This window comes from Rhodococcus sp. SORGH_AS_0301 (assembly GCF_030818285.1).
GTDB lineage: Bacteria > Actinomycetota > Actinomycetes > Mycobacteriales > Mycobacteriaceae > Rhodococcoides.
The window spans coordinates 2,405,307-2,426,013 of sequence record NZ_JAUTAC010000002.1; the positions used below are offsets into that span (position 1 = coordinate 2,405,307).

Genomic DNA, 20,707 nt, shown 5'->3' on the forward strand with positions numbered 1-20,707 from the left:
CGTACGGTTCGGTCACGAGAATTGCCCACCGCGTGACCGGATCGCAACCTCGAACCCTCGTCGGACAGCGCCGGCGTCGCGGTCACCGCACGCTTCGGACAGGCAGGCGGAGGCCCACGCGAGCGGGAGCAGGTCGGCGTCGACGGCGTCGTCGCGCACCGCGCGCGCTGCCGTCGCGGCGCCCGCGTGATCACCCCCCACCAGCAGGGCCGCGGCGTGCACCACACGGGACTTGACGAGGTGCCGCGGCGACCGGAACTCCCGTGCCGCCCGAACGGATGCCTCCGCCGCGTCGAGGGCGCGCCGCGCGTCACCCGACGCCATCGCCACCTCCGCCCGGACCCACATCACGCGGAGTGACACTCGCTGGTGCCCCGGCCGGGTGGCGAGCACCGACTCCGCCCGGGCGAGGAGGACGTCGGCCCGCGCGAGGCGGCGGGGACCGATGGCATCGGCGGCGAGACCGACGAGGGCGTCCACGGCGGCGTCGACGTCGATCGCCCGGCGCGGACCTGTCCCACGGGAGAAGCCGCTGTCGACGAGCGCCGCGCCGTCACGCACCGCGGCGTCGGTGTGGCGGCCGAGTTGGCGCAGCAGCGACCCCTCGAGGCTCGCGCTCAGGGACCGCACGGCCGGATCGGCGTCGCGCCGCAGCGACCGGGCCCAAGTGAGCGAGGCGGCGTACCACCCGCGGGCCCCGGCGTCGACGGCCTCCGACCACCGTGTCAGGGAGTCCGGACCGGGCACGGGAGGACACGAGGACTGCACGGGAAACAGAATAGTCTTCGGGCGTTATCCAGGAATTTACACACGAAATATCACGACATTTCCGGGCACAGTGTGTCGGTGTCTTGTCGACGATGTGACAGGGACATTACGAGGACTCCCCTACCGGCTCGACACCAGAGAAAAGTGTCGTCCGAGTTAATTAATGCCTGCTCGGAGTATGCAGATCACCACGATCGAGACTGTTGACGGTGAAACTCGCCCGGCTCTACGGTTGCGACAGATCGTGAACTGCACCAGAAGAATTCACGACCGTGCGTGAGAGTCCTAGGAGTACACAATGCCCCAGCCCAATCACCTTCCCGGACCCAATGCCGATATCTGGGATTGGCAGATGCACGGATCGTGCCGCGGCGAGGACTCGTCGATGTTCTTCCATCCCGATGGTGAACGAGGACGAGCGCGAGCGCAACGCGAGATGAAGGCCAAGGAGATGTGCCGCGCGTGCCCCGTCCTCGCCCAGTGCCGGAGCCACGCGCTCGCCGTGAGCGAGCCGTACGGCATCTGGGGCGGCATGTCCGAGACCGAGCGAGAGGTCTTCGCGCGGCGCAACCGTCGCCGTCTGGCCTCCTGACCCCACGAACGAGCGAGGCCCCACCGGACAGTGTCCGATGGGGCCTCGCTCGTCGAGAGGGTGGTCAGTGGTTGTGGCCGTGACCGTGGCCGCCCTCGTCCTCGACGACCTCGGGCTTGTCGACGACGGTCGACTCGGTCGTGAGGATCATCTTCGCGACGGACGCGGCGTTCACCACGGCCGAGCGAGTGACCTTGACCGGGTCGATGACGCCGTCGGCGACCAGGTCGCCGTACGTCAGCGTGGCGGCGTTGAAGCCGGTGCCGTCGTCCGCGTCGACGAGCTTGCCGACGACGACGGAACCGTCGATACCGGCGTTGCTCGCGATCCAGTACATCGGGGCCCGCAGCGCGAGGCGCACTGCCTCGACGCCGATGGCCTCGTCGCCCGTCAGACCGAGGTGGTCCTTCAGGCCGCGGCTGGCGTGCACGAGCGCGGCGCCTCCACCGGAGACGATGCCTTCCTCGACAGCTGCCTTGGCGGCGTTGACGGCGTCCTCCACGCGGAACTTGCGCTCCTTGAGGTCGGTCTCGGTGGCGGCACCGACCTTGATGACCGCGACTCCGCCGGCCAGCTTCGCCAGACGCTCCTCGAGCTTCTCGCGGTCCCAGTCGGACTCGGTCGCCTCGATCTCGCGACGGAGCTGTCCGACGCGGTCGGCGATGGCCTCCGCGGTGCCCGCACCCTCGACGATGGTGGTCTCGTCCTTGGTGACGACGACGCGGCGTGCGCTGCCGAGCAGGTCGAGGCCCGCATCCTTGAGGCTGAGGCCGATGTCGGAGTTGATGACGGTGGCACCGGTGACGATGGCGAGGTCCTCGAGGAACGCCTTGCGGCGGTCTCCGAAGAACGGCGCCTTCACCGCGACGGCCTTGACCGTCTTGCGGATCGAGTTCACGACGAGCGTGGACAGTGCCTCGCCCTCGATGTCCTCGGCGATGATGAGAACCGGTTTGCCCGACTCCGCGATCTTCTCCAGGAGCGGCAGGAAATCGGGAAGGGACGAGATCTTCTCGCGGTACAGCAGGATCTGCGCGTCCTCGAAGACCGCTTCCTGACTGTCCGGATCGGTGACGAAGTACGGCGAGAGGTAGCCCTTGCCGAACTGCACGCCCTCGGTGATGACGAGTTCGGAGACGAGCGAGCTCGACTCCTCGACCGTCACGACACCGTCGGCGCCGACGCGGGTGAGCGCCTCGCCGACCATCTGGCCGATGACCTCGTCGCGGGACGACACGGTGGCGACCTGCGCGATGGACTTCTCGCCCTGCACGGGAACCGCGGCGGCGAGCAGTGCCTCGGACACGTGCTCGACGGCCTTGGTGATGCCGGCGCCGAGCGCGATGGGGTTGGCACCGGCGGCGACGTTCTTGAGCCCCTGCTTGACCAGGGCCTGTGCCAGTACCGTCGCCGTCGTCGTACCGTCACCGGCGACGTCGTTGGTCTTGGTGGCGACGCTCTTGACGAGCTGTGCGCCGAGGTTCTCGAAGGGATCCTCGAGGTCGATCTCACGGGCGATGGACACGCCGTCGTTGGTGACGGTGGGACCACCGAAGGCTTTGGCCAGCACCACGTGCCGGCCGCGGGGCCCGAGGGTGACCTTGACGGCGTCGGCGAGCTTGTCGACGCCCCTCTCGAGGCTGCGTCGTGCGACCTCGTTGAATTCGATTTGCTTGGACATGTGGCCTACCAACTCCTCATCAGTACGGCGTGACGCATTCCGCCCCGGGTCCTCGAGACAAGGACACCGGGGCGGAAGGCGTGGGGCTTACTTGGAGATGACTGCCAGCACGTCGCGTGCGGACAGGATCAGGTACTCCTCGCCGGCGTACTTGATCTCGGTGCCGCCGTACTTGCTGTAGATGACGGTGTCACCCTCTTTGACGTCGACAGGGATGCGATTTCCCTTGTCGGTCACTCGGCCTTCACCCACGGCCACCACGGTGCCCTCCTGGGGCTTCTCCTTGGCGGTGTCGGGGATGACCAGGCCGGAGGCGGTCGTCGTCTCGGCCTCGACGGCCTGGACGAGGATCTTGTCCTCGAGCGGCTTGATGTTCACGCCTGCCACGATGAGCCCTCCACTTTCACGATTGTCGGTCCGGGGCTGGTCCCCGGCACGGATTGTGCTGGTGTTCGTCCTGCTGGGTACTGCTCTGGTTCACGACGCACGATTGCGGTGGCCCGTCGTCGCGGGTGCCGGGTCACTGAACCTGTCGTCGACTAGCACTCTATACACGCGAGTGCCAGCACTCAACCTTCACGAGTGCACATTCTCGTGTCGCGTCGAGGACGCCATCGCCTCGCGGACCAGAGGCGCGACCTCGCGGCCCAGAAGTTCGATGGAGCGCAGCACCGTCTCGTGGGGCAGCGTGCCGACGCTGATGCGTCAGACGGATGCGCTCGGTCCCGCCGCGATCGCCGCGAGCACGACGGCGGGCGCGGACGCGGCGAAGTCCTCGCGGTGATGCTCACCGACGCCGTACACGTCCAGTCCCACCTCGTCGGCGAGCTGGGCCTCCTCGACCACCTCGCGCAGTCGTCGACCGTGGCCGCGCACCTCCTGGACTCCCTCCTCCGGGTAGGTCTCGGCGAAGGTGGTGATGCCGATCTCGACGCTCGCAGACACGGTGACGCGCCCCTTTCTCACTTTCGTGACGTCTCGTCATTGCACTGGTCAGGAAGGGGTTCGGTGTCCCTCCGCGGCCGGAACCAGCGCGGGATGTGCACTATTTCCGGCGGAGTTCGGTAACATTCGTATAACGGCAGCGTAGGAACGACCGCCCGAGGAGGTGCATGCACGTGTCGGACACACAGCAGGAGAGTGTGGTCCCCGAACCCACCATCGGGGTCTCGGCAGGATCCGAGGTGGTGTGCTGCGCCGTCCTCACCACCGCTCCCGACGGCACCGAGACCTTCGACTACCGCACCGTGACCGCCGAGGGCGCCCGCTCCGACATCGGTGACCTGGTCGCCACCTCGCTCGATCTCGCGTCCCACCACCTCGTCGACGACGACACCCGCCCCGCCACGTCGGGCGGACGTATCGCCGTGGCGCATCGCGGCGGCCTCGGGTCGCGGTCCATTCTGTCGGCGACCCGTCGTCATCACGTGACGGACGACCATCTGGTGACCGACACCGACGCTCTGCTGTGCTGGCTCCGGCACACCGGCGAGGTGGCGCGGTACGGCCACGTCCTGCTCGTCGACGTCGGCGCCTCGGGCACCACCACGACGGTGATCGATCAGGTCGACGGCACCGTGCGCGCGGTCCGGCGCACCGACGAGGTCAGCGGAGCCGTCCTCGACGCGCACCTCCTCGCCCTGACCGCCGAGAGGCTGCCCGCGGTCACCACCTCGGATCGCCCGGTGGTCGCGGCACGTCTGCGCACGGCCAAGGAGCAACTGTCCTTCCACGAGTCCGTCACCGTGGATCTGCCCGGAGCCGAGACGCTCACCGTGACTCGCGCCGAGATGGTCGTCGCCATCGCCGCACCGTTGGCTGCGCTGCGCGAGCTGGTTCTCGAGGTGCTCGACGAGGCCGGCCCGACCGCACGCCCCGAGGCGGCCGCCGTGGTCGGCGGCGGCGCCCACGTGCCCGCCGTGGTCGAGACCATCACCCACGCCGCCGACGTGCCCGCGGTGCCGACGCCCGAACCCGATGCCGCCGTGGCCAAGGGCGCAGCCCTGCTGGCCCGCGACCTCGGCCACTCGGTGCTGCCCGCGTCCACCCGGCCGCCCACCTCGATCGCCGGGGGCCTGCGAACGGTCGGGCTGCTCGCCGCGGCGTGCGCGGCCATGGCCGTCGTGCTCGCGTACGGCGTCCAGGCCCTGACCCCGTCGAGCGAGCCGGCCGTCACCACGGTGGCCACCTCGGAACTCCCGAACTCGACCACGGAGGAGACGGCCACCAGCGCGTCGGCACCCGAGGCGGCGCCGCCCGCTCTGACCGGTGGCTGGGAGGACGACGCGCCGGAGCCCACGGCCGCGGAACCGTGGCCGACGACCGACTACACCTACACCCCCGAGGTGCGTCCCTACCCGACTCGCTCGTCGTCACCGTCGGCCACGGCGACGACGACCGTGGCGCCGCCGACGTCCTCCACCCCGACACTCCGCCCGGCTCCCGATCTTCCGGTCATCGTCCTGCCGGACGTTCCCGGCATCCCGCCGTGGTGGACGGACCTGACCAGTGTGCTGCCGACCCCGCCGGTGACGACGCCGGAGAGCACGCCCGAGTCCGGATCGACACCGGTGTCGCCCGCGCCCGGTGCCGTGGTGCCGGAGTCCGTGCTCCCCGAGGGCCTCGTTCCCGTACCGACCACGTCCGCTCCGACGGTCACACCGTCGACTGCACCGCCCGCCTGACGGGCCGTCAGACGACCTGGCTGACCGAGACGGGCAGGCCCGGATCGGTCGCCGCCGTCAGCGGTGACGGCTCGGCTCCGGATGCAGCGATGTGCGCCCCGAGCGTGGCGATCATGACGCCGTTGTCGGTGCATCGACGCGGAGTGGGCACGCGCAGCGTCACCCCGGCCGCGGCGCACCGCTCCTCGGCGAGCGATCGGATACGCGAGTTCGCAGTGGCACCGCCGCCCAGGACGAGGGTGCCGATCCCCCGGTCGGTCACGGCGCGCAGCGCCTTCATCGTCAGGACATCGGCGACGGCCTCCTGGAACGACGCGGCCACGTCGGCCACCACGATCGGACGGCCGGCGCGCTGCGCCGACTCGACGTGGCGAGCCACCGCGGTCTTGAGGCCGGAGAACGAGAAGTCGTAGCGGGAGTCGCGTGGTCCGGTCATGCCGCGAGGAAACGCGACGGCGCGCGGATCACCCTCTGCGGCGAGCGCGTCGAGCACGGGACCGCCGGGATACCCGAGTCCGAGGAGCCGGGCGACCTTGTCGAAGGCCTCTCCCGCCGCATCGTCGACGGTGCTGCCCAGTTCGACGATCGGTTCGGCGAGGGAGGACACCTCGAGCAGGTGCGTGTGTCCGCCCGAGACCAGCAGCGCGACACACTCCGGCATCGGGCCGTGCTCGAGGGTGTCCACCGCGACGTGACCACCGAGATGGTTGACCGCGTAGAACGGCACGTTCCACGCGGCCGCGTAGGCCTTCGCCGCCGCGACACCGACGAGGAGCGCTCCGGCGAGGCCCGGTCCGATGGTGACGGCGACGGCGTCCGGGCGACGGATGCCCGCCTGCGCCAACGCTCGTCGCATCGTGGGCACGATGGCCTCGAGGTGTGCGCGCGATGCGATCTCGGGGACGACACCACCGAAGCGGGCGTGCTCGTCGACACTGGACGCGACCTCGTCGGCGAGCATCTCGCACGTGCCGGTGCCCGACGCGTCTCCGGTGTAGCGGACGATGCCGACACCGGTCTCGTCGCACGAACTCTCGATCCCCATGACGATCACGGGTGACCACCTCTCGTAGTCGGGGCGGGCCTGGTCATGGTGTACGCGTCCGCACCGCTGGGCTGGTAGTAGCGGCGGCGCGTCCCGACGATGTCGAAGCCCGCACGGCGGTACAACTCGATGGCCGACTCGTTGTCGGTGCGCACCTCGAGGAACACCGGACCGCCGTGCAGGTCCGCCTCGTGCAGCAACGCGTCGAGCAGTGCCCTGCCGATACCGCGACGCTGCGCGGCGGGATCGACGCCGATGGTGTGGACCTCGGACTCGGTGTCCTCGCCCTTGCCCAGCAACGCGATCCCGGCGTACCCGACGGCCCGACCGTCGTCCTCTCGCACGACGAAGTACCGCACGTGCGGGCCGCGCAGTTCCTCGACGAAGGCCGATGCGGGCCAGGGCCCGTCGGTGGGGAACAGCACGGCCTCGAGCTCCGCGCACCGGTCCGCGTCCTCGACGCGCATCGGTTCGACCGTGCCGATCATGCGCGGGTCTTCGCCGCTCGATCGGCCGTCGCGACCGCGTCGGGACGCCGGAGATACTGCGGCAATAACGACGTCGGCTCCGCGCCGGAGCGCAGCGCCTGCGCGGCCACGGCGACGAGGCATTCCGGGGACGGACTCTCGACCGGTTCCACGGGCAGGTCCACCAGATCGACGTGCAGTGCCGATCCGGCCACCACCGTCGACTCCCCCACGACGATGTCCGCGGCGGGCGAGACGAACGGTCCGGCGACGCGCTCGGCGCCGCGGAACCGTGCCCAGTACACCTCCCGGCGACGCGCATCCGTGACGACGAGGACCTCGCGATCACCGGGCACGGCCGCGGCGATGGCATCGAGACTGCCGACGCCGTGCACCGGGATGCCGAGGGCGTCACCGAAGGCGGCTCCCGTCGCCATGCCCACGCGCAGGCCGGTGAACGGCCCCGGTCCGGTGCCGACGACGACAGCGGACAGGTCGTCCGCGGTGATGCCGGCGTCGGCAAGGCACTCGAGGATGTGTGGGGTGAGAACTTCGGCGTGCTTACGGGCGTCGACGGTGACGCGCGTCGCGAGCGGCTGCGGGCCGGTGTCGTCGAGCCGCACCACCCCGGCCGTCACGGCGGGAGTGGAGGTGTCCACGGCGAGTATCAGCACGGGGATCCAGATTACCCGTGCTCACCCGATCCACTGCCACGTGGCGGTGCGGACGTCGGACTCCGGCTCGCGCCGCAGCCGGATCAGCAGGTGCCGGTCGGCGAGGGCCTCCGCGATGCCCTCGCCCCACTCCACGACGACGACGGAGTCCGCCAGCTCGGTGTCGAGGTCGAGGGCGTCGAGCTCGTCCATCGCCGAGGCGCCGGTTCCGAGCCCCAGCCGGTAGGCGTCGACGTGCACGAGCCCGGGGCCGGTGTCCCCGCCGGCGCGGTGGGTGCGCGCGATCATGAACGTCGGCGAGCTCACGCGGCCGAGCACGCCGAGTCCGCGGGCGAGACCCTTCGTCAGCGTCGTCTTACCTGCGCCGAGGGGTCCGTCGAGCACCACGACGTCGCCCGCTTCGAGCTCCGCGGCGAGGCGCTCGCCCAGGAGCTCGGTGTCCTCGGCCGTCGAGAGGACGGCCTCCCCCTCGACCGGCACCGCGTCAGCCAACGGTTCGCCTCGTCGGTTCGGCGCGGACCCGTCCGTCGCGTGCACGCTGTACCAGACGGTCCAGGGCGTCGTTCACCTCGTCGGGGAACTCGAGCTGCACCAGGTGACCGGCGCGGCGGACCCGGACCATCTCGGCGTGCGGGAGCGCGTCGGCCAGCTGCTCCGACTTGTCGAACGGGATGACCCAGTCGTCGTCGCCGCACAGCACCAGGGTCGCCGTGTCCGCGATGACGGGCAGCGCCTCCAGTTCGTCGTGCAGCTCGAGCGCCTGGAGAAAGTTGACCATCGTCACCACCGAGGTGTCGTGGATCATCTGCTCGGCGAACGCCTCGAGGGCGGGACTGACCGCGGTGCCGAACGACGCCGCGCGCAGCACCGGGGCGATGACCCCGCGCACGACACCGCGGCCGAACTGGACCGCACCCGGAGCGGTCCGCACCGCGAGCCGGAACGCGTCGACGGCCGGATTCTGGAGGTTCCGTCCGAGACCGGTACGCGCGAGACCCGCTGCGGTGGTGGACATCAGCGCGACTCCGACGACCCGCTCGGCCACCGCGTCGGGGAACTGGCGAGTGGCCGCGAGCACCGACATGCCGCCCATCGAGTGGCCCACCAGCACCAGCGGCCCACGCGGTGCGACGGCCCGGATCACGTCGGCGAGATCGATGCCGAGGCGGGCGATGTCGCACTCGTCCGGCGAGACGTCACCGGATCGGCCGTGACCGCGCTGGTCGTAGAACACCATCCGCACGTCGTCGCCCCACCGGCGGGCGAGCTCGCGACGCTGGTAGTGCCAGCACTCCATGCGCAGGCAGTATCCGTGCACGAACACCACGGTCAGCGGCGCCTCGAGTGGACCGACCTCGCGCACCGCCAGCGGCACTCCGTCTCCGCTGGCGACGACGCACCCGCGATCGAACTCCATCGACTCGAAGTCCTCACGCCGACCGGCGTCGGGCACCGGCGGGCCCACCCGGCGCCGCACCGCCGTGATGCCGGCCACGGCGGCCACGGCCGCGATACTCGCCGCGCCCCCGGCCATTCCGGCGAGACGGGCGCTGATCACGAGACCCCTCTGGCGAACGTCCGTCGTACTCGACCGCGGATACCGGTCACCACCTCGTAGTTGATCGTGTCGAGCGTCTCCGCCCAGTCCTGGGCCGTGGGCTCCCCGTGGTCGCCCGGTCCGAAGAGGTACGCGGTGTCCCCCTCGGCGACGTCTGGGCGGCCGGGTCCGAGGTCGACGACGATCTGGTCCATGCACACCCGGCCCACCGCCGGATACCGCACGCCGTGGATCGACACCTCGTATCGGTTCTTCAGCGCGCGCGTGATGCCGTCGGCGTAGCCCACGGGCAGCAGCGCCACCGTCGTGTCGACGGGAGCGATCCACTCGTGGCCGTAGGAGACGCCGTCGCCGGCAGCCACCCGCTTGAGCAGGATCACCGTGGCGCGCAGCGTCATGACGGGGCGCAGTCCGAACCATCCGAGATGGGGTGCCGGGGACAGGCCGTACAGCGCGATGCCCGGTCGGACCATGTCGTAGGCCAGGTCGGGGCGGGTCAGGGCACCGGCGGAATTGGCGATGTGCCGTACCTCGGGTGCCACGCCCGCTCGGGCCATCGCGCCTGCGGCGGCGTCGAAGCGCTCCTTCTGCCGGTCGTTGATCGGATCGCCGGGCACGTCCGCATCGACCAGATGGGAGAACAGGCCGCGCACGCGCAGCGCGCCACCACGCTGCTCCGCCACCAGGGCGTCGACGGCCGCGTCGAACTCGTCCGCACCCACCCCGTTGCGATTCATGCCGGTGTCGAGCTTGAGGGACACCACGGCGGGACGGCCGACACGGCGTGCGGCGTCGGCGACCTCCGCTATCTGACGGGGCGAGGACACGCCGATCTCGACGTCCGAGTCGATCAGTCCCGTGAAGTCGGTGCCGGGGGCGTGCAACCAGCACAGCACCGGCGCCGTGAGACCCGCGGCGCGCAGTCCGAGCGCCTCCGCAGCCGTGGCGACACCGAGTTCGCTAGCACCGGCCGCGAGCGCCGCCCGCGCGACCTCCACTCCGCCGTGGTTGTAGCCGTCCGCCTTGACGACGGCCATCACCGCAGCATCGCCGGCGTGCTCGATCAGGATGCGGGTGTTGTGCGCGACGGCGTCCAGATCGATCAGCGCCTCGGCCTGCGGGCGAGAAGTCGGAGCCGGTGCGACCGGACTCGTCGGCACCTCCTGCGCGCTGTTCACCGGCGTCATTCTGCCATCGACACCCCGCACCGACGTGCGGTGGCGGGTGTCAGGCCTGTGCGCGGAGGTCGCCGACCGCGTCCGGAACGGCGCGGAGCAGCGGTGAGGCGGAGATGGGAGCAGCGGTACGCCGACCTCGATCGGTGGCGGCGAGCGCGGCCGCCCGCGAGTGCGCGCGAGCGCCCATGACGGCGGCGGTGCGGGCCGGCACGCCCGCCGCGAGGAGCGCTCCGATCATGCCGGACAGCACGTCGCCGGACCCGGCCGTCGAGGACCAGGACGACCCCGCGTCGTCGACGGAGACGGTGCCGTCGGGATCCGCGATCACCGTCGCTCGCCCCTTGAGCAGCACCGTCACGTTCCAGTCGGCCGCGAGGGCACGGACGGACCGGACACGATCGGGTCCGGGCGCGGACCCGGTGAGTCGCTCGAACTCTCCCGCGTGCGGTGTCAGCACGGTCGCCGACGACCGTCCGCGCACCAGCTCGGGTCGCCGCGACAGCACGGTCAGTCCGTCGGCGTCGACGAGGACCGGGACGTCGGACTCCAGGACGGAGCGCAGCCGGTCGGCCGCGTCGTCGTCGGTGCCGAAGCCGGGCCCGACCACCCAGGCCTGTACACGTCCTGCCTCGTCGACCGAACGGGCGGTGACCACCTCCGGGTAGTGATGCACCACCTCGGCGCCGCCCTGCCCGACGTAGCGGACCATGCCGGACGTCGCCGCCACCGCAGCGCCCGTGCACAGCACGCCCGCGCCGGGATACTTCTCGCTGCCCGCCATGATTCCGGTGACGCCCTGGGAGTACTTGTCGTCCGCAGGTCCGGGTACCGGCCACGCGCGGCCCACCTCGACGTCGTCGGGAGACGTGATCGTCGCGGCGGCCGGAACGAGGCCGATGTCGATCAGGTGCAGCTCGCCGCACCACGCGCTCGCGAGCACGTGCACCGGCTTGTAGGCGCCGAACGCCACCGTCACGGCGGCACGGACGGCGGGACCGTCGACGTCGCCCGTGTCCGGGTCGACACCCGACGGCAGGTCCGCAGCCACGACGGGGGCGGTGAGTCCGTCGACGATCGCGGCCGCGTCCGGTCGGAGCGATCCCCGCGCGGACAGGCCGACGATGCCGTCGATCACCAGATCGGGGTCGCCGGCCAGCGTCACCACACGTCCCGTGGCGGCCCGGAACGCCGCCAGTGCGGCGGGGTGGGCGCGATCGGGGCGGAGCAGCAGTGCCTCCACGGCAACGCCGCGCCGCCGTAGTTCGGCGCCGGCGAACAGCGCGTCGCCGCCGTTGTCCCCGGATCCGGCGAGAACGAGCACCCGTCTGCCGACCACCCCGCCGGTGCGGGCCCGGAGTTCACGAGCGACGACCGTCGCCAGTCCGTGGGCCGCGCGGCGCATCGCCGCGTACTCGGGCAGTCGGGCCAGCAGCGGGGCTTCCGCCGCTCGCACCTCGTCGGCGGTGTGGAAGTGACGCATGCGTCCCACGGTAGCGCCGACAGGCCACGATGCACGGCAGGTCTACCGTGGGAATCATGGCTCGCCTGACAACACTCGCGGCGACGATCGGAGTCACTGCCGCACTGGCACTGTCGCTCACATCGTGCACCGAGGACGCCCCCACCGCCGAACATCCGACCGGGCCGAACGTCGTCACGGTCGCCGCGATGGCCTACTCCCCTGCCAGCGTCACCATCTCGCCCGGCGACACCGTCACGTGGTTCTTCGACGACACCGGTGTCGCGCACAACGTGATCGGCATCGACGCGGCGTCCCGTCTGCTGCACAGCCCGATGATCTCGTCGGGTCAGTTCAGTCAGACGTTCGACGACCCCGGCACGTACCCGTACTTCTGCTCGGTGCACCCGAACATGACGGGCACCGTCATCGTCCGAGAGAGCTGATCACTCGACGGTGACCGACTTCGCGAGGTTGCGCGGCTTGTCCACGTCGTAGCCGCGCGCCTGCGCGACCTCGGCGGCGAACACCTGCAGCGGCACCGTCGACAACAGCGGCTGCAGCAGTGACGGCGCGGCCGGAATCTCGATGAGGTGATCGGCGAACGGCCGCACCGTCTCGTCGCCCTCCTCGGCGATCACGACGGTCCGGGCGCCGCGCGCCTGGATCTCACGGATGTTGCTGAGCATCTTCGAGTGCAGCACCGCTCGGCCCTTCGGCGACGGCATCACGACGATCACGGGCAGGTCGTCCTCGATGAGGGCGATCGGACCGTGCTTGAGCTCGCCGGCGGCGAAGCCCTCGGCGTGCATGTACGCGAGCTCCTTGAGCTTGAGCGCACCTTCGAGGGCGACCGGGTAACCGACGTGGCGACCCAGGAACAGCACCGTCGGTGACGACGCCAACTCGCGGGCCAGAGCGCGAACGGGCTCGACCGTCTCGAGCACCTTCCTCACCAGGTCCGGCATGGCCTCGAGATCCGCGTACTCCCGTGCGACCTCGTCCGGGTACTTGGTACCGCGAGCCTGCGCCAACGCCAGACCGACCAGGTAGTTGGCCGTCACCTGGGCGAGGAACGCCTTGGTCGACGCGACACCGATCTCCGGTCCCGCCCGCGTGTAGAGCACCGCGTCGGCCTCGCGCGGGATCTGGGAACCGTTGGTGTTGCAGACGGCCAGGACTCGGGCCTTCTGCTCCTTCGCGTGCCGGACCGCCTCCAGCGTGTCGGCGGTCTCGCCCGACTGGGAGATGGCCACCACGAGTGTCGAGCGGTCGAGAACGGGGTCGCGGTAACGGAACTCGCTGGCCAGCTCCACCTCCACGGGGAGGCGCGTCCAGTGCTCGATCGCGTATTTCGCCAGCAGCCCCGAGTGGTACGCGCTGCCGCACGCGACGACGAACACCTTGTCGACGTCGCGCAGCTCCTGATCCGACAGTCGCTGCTCGTCGAGGACGATGCGACCGTCGGTGAAGTGTCCGAGGAGGGTGTCCGCGACCGCCGCGGGCTGCTCCTGGATCTCCTTCAACATGAAGTAGTCGTGACCACCCTTCTCGGCGGCGGCGAGGTCCCAGTCGATGCGGAACGGACGCCCCTCGGCCTCGGACCCGTCGAAGTTCATGACGTCGTAGCCGTCGGCGGTGATCACCACGACCTGGTCCTGCCCGAGCTCGACCGCGTCGCGCGTGTGCTCGATGAAGGCGGCGACGTCGGACCCGACGAACATCTCGCCCTCGCCGACGCCGACGACCAACGGGGTGGAGCGACGGGCCGCGACGATGGTGTCGGGGTGATCGACGTGGGTGAACACGAGCGTGAAGGCGCCTTCGAGGCGCTGCAGCACCGCGAGGGCGCTCTGGACGAAGTCTCCGGCCGTGGGGCCCTCGTCGTAGGCGGCGGCGACCAGATGGACGGCCACCTCGGTGTCGGTGTCCGACTCGAACTCGACGCCTGCGTTCTCGAGTTCGGCGCGCAGCGGCGCGAAGTTCTCGATGATGCCGTTGTGCACGACGGCGACGCGGTCGGCGCGGTCGCGGTGCGGGTGGGCGTTGCGATCGGTGGGCCGTCCGTGGGTGGCCCACCGGGTGTGGCCGATCCCGCTGGTGCCGACGAAGGTGTCCCGCCCGAGTTCGTCCAGTTCGGCCTCGAGGTTGGCCAGTTTCCCGGCCTTGCGCTCGACGGCCATTCCCCCGGACCCGTCCAGGACGGCGATGCCGGCCGAGTCGTATCCGCGGTACTCCATCCGGCGCAATGCCTCCACCACCACCGGTAGCGCTCGACGATGTCCGACGTACCCGACGATTCCGCACATGGGACGACAGCCTACTTCGGCGCGGACGGCGCTCCGGCCGCCCGCACGTCGACGGCATGGCGAACTGCCGCGTCGACTACGGTCAGTGCTGTGCCGAAGACGCAGAAGTTGGTCGCCGACCTGACCAAGCGGGGTCCCCATCGCGTGCTGCGCGGTGACCTCGCTCTCGCGGGCCTGCCCGGTGTGATCTACACGCCCAGTGAGGGCACGGGACTGCCGGCGATCGCCTTCGCGCACGGCTGGATGACCGGCGCCTCGCACTACGACTCCACGCTGCGGCACCTCGCGTCGTGGGGCATCGTCGTCGTCGCGCCGAACACGCAGCGCGGACCGGTGCCCTCCCACAGTGCCCTGGCGCAGGATCTCCTCGTCGCGCTCGACGTGTGCACCGGCATCCGTCTCGGCACCGGCGACATCAGCGTGCACCCCGCCAAGCTCGGCCTGGTGGGCCATTCCATGGGCGCGGGCGCCGCGGTGATCGCCGCGGCTCAGCGATCGGACGTCGCCGCTCTCGGTGCGCTCTATCCGGCGCCCACCTCTCCGCGCGCCCTGTCGCCCGGCATCGCCGACGCGGTCACGGCGCCCGCTCTGGTTCTCGGCAGTCCCTCCGAACTGAACTCCCTCACCGCCGAGCCCGTCGCGCTCGCCGATGCGCTCGGTGGCCCCACCCTGCTCCGCGTGATCGACAAGTCGGAAGGTGACGGCATGGTCGAGGGCCGGAAGCTGCTCAGCTTCCTCGGCGTCGGCAACGCCCAGCCGAAGACTCGGCGCTCGGTGCAGGCACTGCTCACCGGCTTCCTCCTGCACCGCCTCGCGGGCGACGACACGTACTCCGACTTCTCCGATCCCGACGCCGTCGTCAAGGGCACCGAGGTGGTCGACCCGAACGCGCCGACCGCGGACGCCCCCAAGAAGGTCAGCGCGATCCGTCAGCTGAGCCACCTCGCCGGTCGCTGAGGCGCCCCCGGCGGAGCCTCGTCGCCGGCCACCGCCTCTGTGGGCGATCGCAGGATCACTCCGGCGCGACGCGGCACCACCCGCGCGGCCTCCGAGCGCTTCCGAGCCTCCTCGTCGATGGCTGCGAGGCGGGTCCGCACACGTTGCGTCGCCCGCCGGTGCTCCCGCACGACGGCGTCGATGATGTCCGCGGTGTTCTGCGAGTTCACAGCGGACCGGCTTCCGCGAGCTCGGGTCGCGCCGGCTCGCCGACCGTCGCCGCCTCACCGATCGGATCCGTGACCGGTTGCGGCGCAACGGGTTCCGTGACACCGCCGGATTCCACCGCAGTGGGAATGCAGTCCGGTGGTGCGACGACCGGTGGCGCGACGACCGGTGGTGCGACGACCGGGGCCTCGACGACCGGGAGCCCTTCATCCGCTGCGTCCTGTTCGACTGCCTCCCGATGCGGCTCGTCCCGTTCCGCTGTGTCCGGGGTCTCGGACGACGGCTCCGACGGCTGATCCGATTGCGGCGCCGCCTCGTCCATCACCTCGGTGAGGACGGGCAGTCCGAGAGGCCCGGCAGCGAGAGCGAAGTGATGGGACTCCCCCGCCGCGTCGTGGGTGCGGATGTCCACAGCCCCGTCCGCGCCGAGGGCGACACTCACCCCGCGCCCCTCGAGCTCCGCCTCGAGGTGACCGCGCTCGACGTTCTCGGCAGGCGCAGTCAGCGCCGCCTCCGGTGAGATCTGCGCCTCGGCGGGCGGTGGGTCGCACGGCGCCGCAGTCGACACCACCTCGGTCACCGCGTCCCGCACCGCCCGCCCGATCAGTTCGGCGAGCGGTGAGCGATCCTCGACGGGAGCGACAGGCAGCGTCGCGGGCGGCTCCGCGACCACAGGAGAGGGCGCGACGGCGAGCGACGGCGGCTCGGGTGCAGCGGCCGGCGCCGTCACCGACGCCAGCGTGGTCGCTGCAGCCGGCACGGTGCCTTCCGCCGGCACACACTCGCACGCGTCGTCCTCGACGGACCGGTGACCACTCGGCCACGGGGAGCCGTCGATGTCCGCCGCAGCGGCGCAGAGTGCCGCGTAGATCTCGGACACGGCGGTCTCCGTCGAGGTGCACAGTTCCTCGAATGCGGCCACACGCTCGGTCATCGCCGGCACGAACACGGTGTCCAACCACTCTCGGCATCGGGCTGCGACCGGTTCGAGGACCTCGGCCTGCCGCCGGCCGGGATCCGACGCGGACAGCAGCATCGCCTCGAGGCCCGGGAACACCGAGGCCAGCGTCCGCACCGCGTCGGGTGCGGATGCACCTCCGGCTCCGGCGATGGTGGCCGCGACCTGCGCTGCATCGCGACCGCCCACCTCGTCGGTGCGGAACGCGGAGGCGGCGATCGACTTGTCCTCGACGATCGCGTGCAACCCCGCCGACGCGGAGGCGATCGCTGAACCGATCGCCTCGAGCTGATCGGCGTGGCCGGCCGACCTCGCGCACTGCCGTCGAAGGAGGTCGAGCGCGGCGTCGGCGGCATCTCCCGACCAGGCCTGCCCCAACGACTCCGCTGCGTCGGACTGACGCCCGATCTCCGCGCGCGCCTCGGCCGCCGCGGCGCCGAGCCGGTCGGCGTCAGCCCGGAGAGCCTCGGTGTCGAGTCCGCGTTGCTCGTCGTAGCGAGCGCAGAGCGCGACGTGGGTCGTGGTCATCGGCGCGCCGCTCGCTCCGACCAGCGGGAGGAACGTCGCGAAGAACGTCAGGCCCTCACTCCCGAGATCCAGCAGACCGTCGATCGTCGACGGCACCGGTGCGGTCACCGGTCACCTCGCTGTGCCGGCACACCCGGCGCCGCGACGCGCAGGGCGGTGACATCGTCGAGCGACACCGAGCCGTCGATCGACGCCCGCAGGGCGGCCGACGTCGCAGCGGTGGCGTCCGACCAGGACCGCAGGCCCTCCGACAACCGCCCGAGGCTGTCCTGCAGGGCGGCCGCCTCCGCCCGGTGGTTCCGGCCCGCCGACTCGACACCGAACAGACCGCCCACACCGCGCTCGGCGGACCTTCGTACGGCTGTCGCGGACTCCTCGAGGGCCGCGATCGCCGCCCGGGCTGCCCCCTCGTCCAGCGTCGTTCCGCCTCGCGACGTTCCACTGGCCATGTCGTCCCTTCCGAAGTGATGCTCGAGAGCGCGATCCCCACAGATCAGACGCACCGCCGCTTCCCCGCGTTCCCGCGAAACGGCAGCCGTCGGTGGGCACGGCCGGTAGGACCGGTAACCTCCGAATTCACAGGTGAGTAACACACACTTCGGCGATCAGGGAGCCCCATGCGCATCGGTATGCAATTGAACTACTCGGGCGGGTTCAGCGAGACGGTCGAGGAGGTCGGGGCCCTGGAGAGGGCGGGAATGGACATCGCGTTCATTCCCGAGGCGTACTCGTTCGACGCGGTGAGCCAGATCGGCTTCCTCGCGGCGAAGACCTCGACGATCCAGCTGGCATCGGGCATCTTCCAGATCTACACCCGCACGCCGTCGCTGCTCGCGATGACTGCCGCCGGTCTCGACTACGTCTCCGGCGGACGATTCGTGATGGGTATCGGCGCGTCCGGCCCCCAGGTGATCGAGGGATTCCACGGCGTCAAGTACGACGCCCCGCTCGGCCGCACCCGCGAGATCATCGAGATCTGCCGCCAGGTGTGGCGCCGCGAGAAGGTGCAGTTCGAAGGCAAGTACTACCAGATTCCGCTGCCCGCCGATCAGGGCACGGGTCTGGGCAAGCCGCTCAAGCTCATCAATCATCCTGTGCGAGCCGACATTCCGATCGTCATCGCGTCACTCGGACCCAAGAACGTCGCGCTCACCGCCGAGCTGGCCCAGGGCTGGGAGCCCATCTTCTTCCATCCGGAGAAGGCCGAGTCGGTGTGGGGCGAGTCGCTCGCGGCCGGTAAGGCGAAGCGCGACCCGTCTCTGGGTGAGCTGGACGTCTACGCCAGCCCCGCCGTGGCCATCGGCGACGACGCCGACCAGTTCCTTCCGTGGATCAAGCCCCAGCTCGCGCTCTACATCGGTGGCATGGGCGCCAAGGGCAAGAACTTCTACAACGACCTCGCGGTGCGGTACGGGTACGAGGCGGAGGCAGAGAAGATCCAGGACCTCTACCTGGCCGGCAAGAAGGAGGAGGCCACGGCCGCCGTTCCCGACGAGCTGGTCCGGTCGATCTCGCTGATCGGCACCGAGAGCTACGTCAAGGAGCGCCTCGCCGCCTTCGAGTCCGCGGGTGTGACCACACTGAACATCCACCCCATCGCAGCCGACACCGCTGGCCGCGTGGGTCAGGTGGAGCAGCTCAAGGCCCTCATCGGCTGACGGGCCGAGACGTCAGCCGACGGCGCCGACCACATCCGCGATGTGGTCGGCGAGCCGGCGGGCGGTGTCTGCAGTGTCCGCTTCCACCATCACGCGGACGAGCTGCTCGGTTCCCGAGGGACGCAACAGCACTCGCCCCTCTCGTCCGAGCTCGTCCTCTGCACGGGTCACCGCGTCCTGCACGAGCGGAGCCGACGTCGCGGCGGACTTGTCCTGCACGGGCACGTTGATCAGCACCTGGGGCAGCGTGCGCATGACGGACGCGAGGTCCTCGAGGGTGCGTCCCGTCTCGGCCATCCTGGCCATGATCTGCAGGCCCGTCAGCACACCGTCACCGGTGGTGCCGAAGGCGGGCAGGACGATGTGCCCCGACTGCTCACCGCCGAGTCCGTAATTGCCGGCGCGCAGTTCTTCGAGAACGTAGCGATCGCCGACAGCGGTGGTGCGCACCGTGATTCCGGCGTCACGCATCGCGATGTGCAGTCCGAGATTGCTCATGACGGTGGCGACCAGCGTGTCGTCGGGAAGCTCGCCGCGCTGGTGCATCGCGATCGCGAGGATCGCCATGATCGCGTCCCCGTCGACCACGGCGCCGCTCGCGTCCACTGCGAGACAGCGGTCCGCGTCGCCGTCGTGGGCGAGTCCGAGGTCTGCGCCGTGCTCGACGACGGCCTTCTGCACCACGTCGAGGTGAGTGGACCCGCATCCGTCGTTGATGTTGAGGCCGTCCGGGTCGGCGTTGATGGCGATCACGGTCGCGCCCGCGGCGCGGTAGGCGTCCGGCGCGGCGGTCGAGGCGGCTCCGTGAGCGCAGTCCACGACGACGGTGATGCCGTCGAGGCGTCGGGTGACGATGGTCGCGAGATGGCTCTCGTAGCGGGCGAGGGCGTCCGGGGCCTGTCGCACGCGGCCGATGGCGGCACCGACGGGGCCCGTGGCGGGCGCGTCGAGCAACGCTTCGATGCGGTCCTCCTGGTCGTCGTCCAACTTGTGGCCGCCGGCCGCGAAGAACTTGATGCCGTTGTCGGGCATCGCGTTGTGCGATGCGGAGATCATGACGCCGAGCTGCGCGTCGTAGTCGTCGGTCAAGTAGGCCAGGGCCGGGGTGGGGACGACACCGACCGTGAGTACGTCGACTCCGGCGGAGGACAGTCCGGCCACGATCGCGGCTTCGAGCATCTCGCCGCTCGCGCGCGGGTCCCGTCCGACCACGGCCAGGGGGTGGGTGGTCGACGAGGCGACCTCGCCGAGCACCGCTGCGGCGGCACGGCCGAGTCGTAGTGCGAGGTCTGCCGTCACCTCCTCGTTCGCCAGTCCCCGAACTCCGTCGGTACCGAACAACCGGGCCATGACAGTTACCTCTTCCGAGCAGGTGGAGCGAATGCAGGTGCCGTGACATGAAGCAGGCGCCCGCGGCGGTCCGAGGACCAGCCGGAGCGCCTGCTTCTCCAGAAGTGCTGAGATCAGCGCTTCGAGTACTGCGATGCCTTACGAGCCTTCTTCAGGCCGTACTTCTTGCGCTCCACGGCACGCGGGTCACGCGTGAGGAAGCCGGCCTTCTTGAGGGCGGGGCGATCGTCCGGGGTGACCTCGATGAGGGCACGGGCGATGGCGAGACGCAGGGCGCCTGCCTGGCCGGACGGGCCGCCACCGTGCAGGAGGGCGACGATGTCGAAGCCGTCCGCACGCTCGACGGTGACGAACGGGGACTTGATGAGCTGCTGGTGCACCTTGTTGGGGAAGTAGTCCTCGAGGGTGCGGCCGTTGAGCTTGAAGTCGCCCGAGCCGGGGGTCATGCGCACGCGCACGACGGCTTCCTTACGACGACCGACCGTGGTGACGGGGCGATCGATGTAGATGGCGGGACGAGCGGCGGCCTCGATGTCGGCGACGACCTCGGGCTCCTCGACGGAGACGAACTCGTCGGCGATCTCGACGGAGTCACCGATGGGGACGGTCTCTTCGGCCGTCTCGGTCACGACGT

At 70.6% G+C, this 20,707-nt stretch carries 22 protein-coding genes; 5 read left to right on the forward strand and 17 right to left on the reverse strand.

All coding sequences use genetic code 11. The features are described 5' to 3' along the window. Positions 1-12 precede the first annotated feature (12 nt). Positions 13-768, reverse strand: coding sequence for a hypothetical protein (locus tag QE397_RS11815; RefSeq protein ID WP_307093469.1), 756 nt, complete (start codon positions 766-768; stop codon positions 13-15). Positions 769-1,066: 298 nt separating this feature from the next. Between QE397_RS11815 and QE397_RS11820 the strand changes: the two genes are divergently transcribed. Further along, on the forward strand, positions 1,067-1,360 hold the full coding sequence (locus QE397_RS11820; RefSeq protein ID WP_037183820.1) for a WhiB family transcriptional regulator: 294 nt from the start codon (positions 1,067-1,069) through the stop codon (positions 1,358-1,360). Between the two features lie 64 nt (positions 1,361-1,424). On the opposite strand, the gene groL is transcribed toward QE397_RS11820, so the two are convergent. The 3 genes from groL to QE397_RS21790 form a co-directional block, all read right to left on the reverse strand. Continuing rightward, positions 1,425-3,041 (reverse strand): chaperonin GroEL, encoded by a 1,617-nt coding sequence (groL, locus tag QE397_RS11825; RefSeq protein WP_027503791.1) that lies wholly within the window; start codon positions 3,039-3,041, stop codon positions 1,425-1,427. A gap of 87 nt (positions 3,042-3,128) precedes the next feature. Further along, positions 3,129-3,428, reverse strand: a complete 300-nt coding sequence (gene groES, locus QE397_RS11830; RefSeq protein ID WP_027503792.1) for a co-chaperone GroES — start codon at positions 3,426-3,428, stop codon at positions 3,129-3,131. Between the two features lie 318 nt (positions 3,429-3,746). Continuing rightward, positions 3,747-3,986 (reverse strand): LLM class flavin-dependent oxidoreductase, encoded by a 240-nt coding sequence (locus QE397_RS21790; protein ID WP_373425229.1) that lies wholly within the window; start codon positions 3,984-3,986, stop codon positions 3,747-3,749. Positions 3,987-4,159: 173 nt separating this feature from the next. On the opposite strand from QE397_RS21790, the gene QE397_RS11840 reads away from it, so the two are divergent. Then, complete coding sequence (locus tag QE397_RS11840; RefSeq protein WP_307093470.1) at positions 4,160-5,725, forward strand: Hsp70 family protein; 1,566 nt, start codon at positions 4,160-4,162, stop codon at positions 5,723-5,725. Between the two features lie 7 nt (positions 5,726-5,732). On the opposite strand, the gene tsaD is transcribed toward QE397_RS11840, so the two are convergent. Genes tsaD through QE397_RS11875 form a run of 7 tightly spaced genes read right to left on the reverse strand, consistent with a single transcriptional unit; the run spans position 5,733 to position 12,127 of the window. Then, positions 5,733-6,779: a tRNA (adenosine(37)-N6)-threonylcarbamoyltransferase complex transferase subunit TsaD gene (tsaD, locus tag QE397_RS11845; protein ID WP_056442507.1), complete on the reverse strand. Its 1,047-nt coding sequence runs from the start codon at positions 6,777-6,779 to the stop codon at positions 5,733-5,735. Then, positions 6,776-7,258: a ribosomal protein S18-alanine N-acetyltransferase gene (gene rimI / locus QE397_RS11850; protein ID WP_307093471.1), complete on the reverse strand. Its 483-nt coding sequence runs from the start codon at positions 7,256-7,258 to the stop codon at positions 6,776-6,778. The genes tsaD and rimI overlap by 4 nt, the downstream gene beginning before the upstream one ends. After that, positions 7,255-7,911 (reverse strand): tRNA (adenosine(37)-N6)-threonylcarbamoyltransferase complex dimerization subunit type 1 TsaB, encoded by a 657-nt coding sequence (gene tsaB, locus QE397_RS11855; RefSeq protein WP_307093472.1) that lies wholly within the window; start codon positions 7,909-7,911, stop codon positions 7,255-7,257. The genes rimI and tsaB overlap by 4 nt, the downstream gene beginning before the upstream one ends. Positions 7,912-7,932: 21 nt before the next feature. Beyond that, positions 7,933-8,403, reverse strand: a complete 471-nt coding sequence (tsaE, locus tag QE397_RS11860) for a tRNA (adenosine(37)-N6)-threonylcarbamoyltransferase complex ATPase subunit type 1 TsaE (protein ID WP_051613037.1) — start codon at positions 8,401-8,403, stop codon at positions 7,933-7,935. After that, on the reverse strand, positions 8,396-9,445 hold the full coding sequence (locus QE397_RS11865; protein WP_027503799.1) for an alpha/beta fold hydrolase: 1,050 nt from the start codon (positions 9,443-9,445) through the stop codon (positions 8,396-8,398). The genes tsaE and QE397_RS11865 overlap by 8 nt, the downstream gene beginning before the upstream one ends. 20 nt (positions 9,446-9,465) lie before the next feature. Then, positions 9,466-10,656: an alanine racemase gene (gene alr, locus QE397_RS11870; protein WP_373425230.1), complete on the reverse strand. Its 1,191-nt coding sequence runs from the start codon at positions 10,654-10,656 to the stop codon at positions 9,466-9,468. Between the two features lie 40 nt (positions 10,657-10,696). Continuing rightward, a complete protein-coding gene (locus tag QE397_RS11875) occupies positions 10,697-12,127 on the reverse strand; it encodes an NAD(P)H-hydrate dehydratase (protein WP_307093474.1) in 1,431 nt (476 codons plus the stop codon). A 56-nt stretch (positions 12,128-12,183) separates the two neighbouring features. Here QE397_RS11875 and QE397_RS11880 point away from each other — a divergent pair, with 56 nt between their 5' ends. Further along, positions 12,184-12,552 (forward strand): plastocyanin/azurin family copper-binding protein, encoded by a 369-nt coding sequence (locus tag QE397_RS11880; protein WP_307093475.1) that lies wholly within the window; start codon positions 12,184-12,186, stop codon positions 12,550-12,552. Here the strand turns inward: QE397_RS11880 and glmS are convergent, their stop codons facing one another. Next, the gene (glmS, locus tag QE397_RS11885; RefSeq protein ID WP_056442516.1) at positions 12,553-14,415 is read right to left on the reverse strand and encodes a glutamine--fructose-6-phosphate transaminase (isomerizing); all 1,863 of its coding nucleotides are present in this window, start codon (positions 14,413-14,415) and stop codon (positions 12,553-12,555) included. A gap of 90 nt (positions 14,416-14,505) precedes the next feature. Here glmS and QE397_RS11890 point away from each other — a divergent pair, with 90 nt between their 5' ends. Then, entirely contained in the window at positions 14,506-15,372 is an 867-nt protein-coding gene (locus QE397_RS11890; protein WP_027503804.1) for a dienelactone hydrolase family protein, read from the forward strand. Here QE397_RS11890 and QE397_RS11895 read toward each other — a convergent pair. Genes QE397_RS11895 through QE397_RS11905 form a run of 3 tightly spaced genes read right to left on the reverse strand, consistent with a single transcriptional unit; the run spans position 15,345 to position 17,514 of the window. After that, entirely contained in the window at positions 15,345-15,581 is a 237-nt protein-coding gene (locus QE397_RS11895; protein WP_307093476.1) for a hypothetical protein, read from the reverse strand. The two genes, QE397_RS11890 and QE397_RS11895, sit on opposite strands and share 28 nt — an antisense overlap. Continuing rightward, a complete protein-coding gene (locus QE397_RS11900) occupies positions 15,578-17,173 on the reverse strand; it encodes a hypothetical protein (protein WP_307093477.1) in 1,596 nt (531 codons plus the stop codon). Before QE397_RS11900 ends, QE397_RS11895 begins: the two co-directional genes overlap by 4 nt. Beyond that, entirely contained in the window at positions 17,170-17,514 is a 345-nt protein-coding gene (locus QE397_RS11905; RefSeq protein WP_222627337.1) for a hypothetical protein, read from the reverse strand. The genes QE397_RS11900 and QE397_RS11905 overlap by 4 nt, the downstream gene beginning before the upstream one ends. Positions 17,515-17,682: 168 nt before the next feature. On the opposite strand from QE397_RS11905, the gene QE397_RS11910 reads away from it, so the two are divergent. Further along, positions 17,683-18,723, forward strand: coding sequence for an LLM class F420-dependent oxidoreductase (locus tag QE397_RS11910; RefSeq protein ID WP_222627338.1), 1,041 nt, complete (start codon positions 17,683-17,685; stop codon positions 18,721-18,723). A gap of 12 nt (positions 18,724-18,735) precedes the next feature. Here the strand turns inward: QE397_RS11910 and glmM are convergent, their stop codons facing one another. Then, positions 18,736-20,073: a phosphoglucosamine mutase gene (gene glmM, locus QE397_RS11915; protein WP_307093478.1), complete on the reverse strand. Its 1,338-nt coding sequence runs from the start codon at positions 20,071-20,073 to the stop codon at positions 18,736-18,738. 113 nt (positions 20,074-20,186) lie between these two features. Beyond that, a complete protein-coding gene (gene rpsI / locus QE397_RS11920; RefSeq protein WP_371831715.1) occupies positions 20,187-20,672 on the reverse strand; it encodes a 30S ribosomal protein S9 in 486 nt (161 codons plus the stop codon). Between the last annotated feature and the right edge of the window lie 35 nt (positions 20,673-20,707).

Excerpts from the sequence above, each read along its gene's own strand:
- rimI (WP_307093471.1), bottom strand. The coding sequence starts at position 7,258 with ATGATCGGCACGGTCGAACCGATGCGCGTCGAGGACGCGGACCGGTGC.
- QE397_RS11880 (WP_307093475.1), top strand. The coding sequence starts at position 12,184 with ATGGCTCGCCTGACAACACTCGCGGCGACGATCGGAGTCACTGCCGCA.
- QE397_RS11820 (WP_037183820.1), top strand. The coding sequence starts at position 1,067 with ATGCCCCAGCCCAATCACCTTCCCGGACCCAATGCCGATATCTGGGAT.
- alr (WP_373425230.1), bottom strand. The coding sequence starts at position 10,656 with ATGACGCCGGTGAACAGCGCGCAGGAGGTGCCGACGAGTCCGGTCGCA.
- QE397_RS11910 (WP_222627338.1), top strand. The coding sequence starts at position 17,683 with ATGCGCATCGGTATGCAATTGAACTACTCGGGCGGGTTCAGCGAGACG.
- QE397_RS11875 (WP_307093474.1), bottom strand. The coding sequence starts at position 12,127 with ATGCGTCACTTCCACACCGCCGACGAGGTGCGAGCGGCGGAAGCCCCG.
- glmS (WP_056442516.1), bottom strand. The coding sequence starts at position 14,415 with ATGTGCGGAATCGTCGGGTACGTCGGACATCGTCGAGCGCTACCGGTG.
- QE397_RS11865 (WP_027503799.1), bottom strand. The coding sequence starts at position 9,445 with ATGGCCGGGGGCGCGGCGAGTATCGCGGCCGTGGCCGCCGTGGCCGGC.
- groL (WP_027503791.1), bottom strand. The coding sequence starts at position 3,041 with ATGTCCAAGCAAATCGAATTCAACGAGGTCGCACGACGCAGCCTCGAG.
- QE397_RS11905 (WP_222627337.1), bottom strand. The coding sequence starts at position 17,514 with ATGGCCAGTGGAACGTCGCGAGGCGGAACGACGCTGGACGAGGGGGCA.
- glmM (WP_307093478.1), bottom strand. The coding sequence starts at position 20,073 with ATGGCCCGGTTGTTCGGTACCGACGGAGTTCGGGGACTGGCGAACGAG.